This is a genomic window from Pyxidicoccus fallax, from assembly GCF_012933655.1.
GTDB lineage: Bacteria > Myxococcota > Myxococcia > Myxococcales > Myxococcaceae > Myxococcus > Myxococcus fallax.
The window spans coordinates 1-2,505 of sequence record NZ_JABBJJ010000648.1 but is presented as its reverse complement, the minus strand read 5'-3'; the positions used below and the strand labels follow the sequence as shown (position 1 = coordinate 2,505).

The window sequence follows — 2,505 nt, the reverse complement described above, 5'->3', positions numbered from 1 at the left end:
GCCCCGGCCAACGGCCAGCCCGAGGTGAAGCCGGGTGAGAGCGCCGTGTACATCGTCAAGGACAGTGGGATCCGCTGCATCGCCCCGCCCTGCCCGTCCTACACGGCCGCCCGCGTGGACAAGCCGGGCGCGGACGCGCTCCTCATCCACGAGCTGGACCTGAGCGCGGTGTCGGGCGGCTCCGACGAGCGCACCAACTCGCTGACGATGCAGACGACGCAGCCCGAGGGCCTGAAGGTGGAGGCCACGCTGGACACGCGGCCCAACGCCGGCCCCGCAGGCGCGGCCACCGTCCTGCGCGTCAACAAGCTGAGCAACTGAAGGGCCTCCCGGCCCGCCTCAGATGTGCAGTCCCACCTGGAGCCCGGGCCAGTGCTGAAGGCGCTGGTCCGGCTCCGGCTGGCTCTGCTTCACGTCCATCCGGGTGACGGTGTCGAAGTCCGGCTGTCCCCAGGTGAACCACATGTTGTAGGTGGGGCCGGCGAACAGCGCCAGGCGCGGCAGCACCTGGAAGCCGAGCATCAGCCGCCCCTGCCCCAGCACGTTGCCGCCGTCGCCCTCCAGCGGCTTCTGCACCGGCTGCACGGTGCCGCCCGTCACGTCCAGGTCCACCCAGAACCGGTGGGACAACGTCAGGTGCCCGCCCAGCCCCGCGCCGAAGCTGAAGCGCGCGTCGCGGCCCGGCTCGATGCCCGACACCAGCGCGAAGTAGAAGGGCCCGCCACCAATCTTCACACCCAGGTTGGTGACCTGGATGTCGCTGGCCCACAGCTCCATATGGACCTTGCCCTTGCGCAACCCCCGGGTGGGCTCCTCAGGGGCCGGCGCACCCGCCATCTGCGCCAGGCGGGGTCCACCCGCCTCCGGCGCGAGGAGCGACGCTCCCGGATACTGTCCGGCGACCGCCGCCCCTGCCCACAGCCACGATGCGAGGAGCGCAAAGGATTTCATCACCTTTGCTTTTCCAGCGTGAAGGACACCTGCGTCAAGCCCTGGGGGAGCGATAGGGGGGCCGAGCGGGCAGCGGCGCTGCCCGCCAGGGCCCTTGCCGCATCCAGCACCGGCGCCACGTCGAAGGGCTCCTCCGAGGAGACGAAGAAGAAGCGCTCGAACTCCGGCGCGTCGTCCAGCTCGTAGGCGCCGGGCAGCCGATGTGTGCCCGAGGGCGCCAGCGCCGCCGCCCGCGTGCTCCCCTCCTCCGGCGCGTGGAGGGTGACGGCGCCGCGCCCGTCCACCGAGACGATGACGCCATGGGTGCGACCGGCGGCCACATACTCCAGCTGCAGCACGTCACCGGCGGCGACGAGGGCCCCATCGGTGAGGGGCTCGCTGCCCGCGCCTGCCTGCCGGTGGGCGGCGAGCCTGGGCTCCAGCCCCTTGATGCGCGTCCGCTCGGGAGTCATCCCGGGAGTCACGACGGCCACCGGACCGCCGGAGCGGGTGTCCTCCACGTCCGCGGGGCGCGCCAGCACGAAGAGGGCCACGGTGGCGAGCGCCGGCACCAGGCCCCATGCCAGGCGCCAGGAAGGGGAGGGTGTCTCCTTTCGGGCCGCGCCCGTCATCCGCGCGGCGCGGGCCTCCACCTCGCGGGCCACGCGCGCGGGCGGCAGCCGCTCCAGCGTGGCGCGCGAGTCGGCCTCCAGGGCGGCCAGCCGGGCCAGCCCGTCGGGCTCCTCGGCGAGCCGGGCGCGCGCCTTCGCGAGTTCCTCCGGGGGCAGCTCACCCAGGGCGATTCGCTCCAGCAGCCAGTCGGGCGTGCGGTGGGGGGAGTTCATGCGGCCTCCAGCTCCAGCTCTTGCAGCACGGCGGACAGGGCGCGCAGGCGCTTGCGGACCCCGGACACGGACAGGCCCACCTCGCGGGCCGTCTCCTCCAGCGTCATGCCGTCCACCAGGTGCAGCACGGCGATGTCGCGGCTGGACGCGGGCACCCGGCCGAACAGCCGGTCCAACAGCCCCCGCGCCGCGGTGCGCGACTCGGTGTCCTCCGCGGACGCAATCTGCATCACCAGCTCGTCCTCCCGGTCCTCCGGCCGCCGCTTCGCCCCGCGCAGCTTGTTGAGGCACACGGTGGTGGCGATGCGGTGCAGCAGGCTGGACGGCGCGGTGTCCTTCAGCGCGCCCTGGTAGCGCAGCAGCTGGACGAACACGTCGTGCATGGCGTCCACGGCCCTCTCCTCGTCCCGCAGGAGGAAGCGGCAGCGCCGGAGCACCTGGGGGCCGTAGCGGCGGTAGTAGGCCTCCACATCGATTGACACCGGCTCGCGCCTCCCTCGTTCGCGAAGGGAACACCGGTGCCCGGGAAATCTGTCACCGCGCCCCTTCTTCCCGCGTCCGTACCCCGTTTTCTCCCCGCGAGCCACTCCAGGCGTCCCACGCCCTCCCGCACACCGGGTGCGGTCCTGGCCGGTCCCCGTGGCGCTTCCGCCAGTAACCGACAGCTCCAGCGCACCCGCGGAAGAAAGGGCCGGGTCCCCGGGGTAATTAATGCTCCCCAGACATGGTC

General features: G+C 72.7%; 4 protein-coding genes. 1 reads left to right on the top strand and 3 read right to left on the bottom strand.

The window, feature by feature from the left end; translation table 11 throughout:
• A partial coding sequence (locus HG543_RS53060) for a DUF6748 domain-containing protein (protein ID WP_343073670.1) occupies positions 1-321 on the top strand: 321 nt, incomplete at its 5' end.
• Between the two features lie 18 nt (positions 322-339).
• Here HG543_RS53060 and HG543_RS53055 read toward each other — a convergent pair.
• The 3 genes from HG543_RS53055 to HG543_RS53045 all read right to left on the bottom strand — a co-directional run bounded on the left by HG543_RS53055 (position 340) and on the right by HG543_RS53045 (position 2,257).
• Positions 340-798: a peptidase gene (locus tag HG543_RS53055; protein ID WP_246357945.1), complete on the bottom strand. Its 459-nt coding sequence runs from the start codon at positions 796-798 to the stop codon at positions 340-342.
• A 152-nt stretch (positions 799-950) separates the two neighbouring features.
• A complete protein-coding gene (locus tag HG543_RS53050) occupies positions 951-1,775 on the bottom strand; it encodes an ActD-like protein (protein ID WP_169352588.1) in 825 nt (274 codons plus the stop codon).
• A complete protein-coding gene (locus HG543_RS53045; protein ID WP_169352587.1) occupies positions 1,772-2,257 on the bottom strand; it encodes a sigma-70 family RNA polymerase sigma factor in 486 nt (161 codons plus the stop codon). The genes HG543_RS53050 and HG543_RS53045 overlap by 4 nt, the downstream gene beginning before the upstream one ends.
• Positions 2,258-2,505 lie beyond the last annotated feature (248 nt).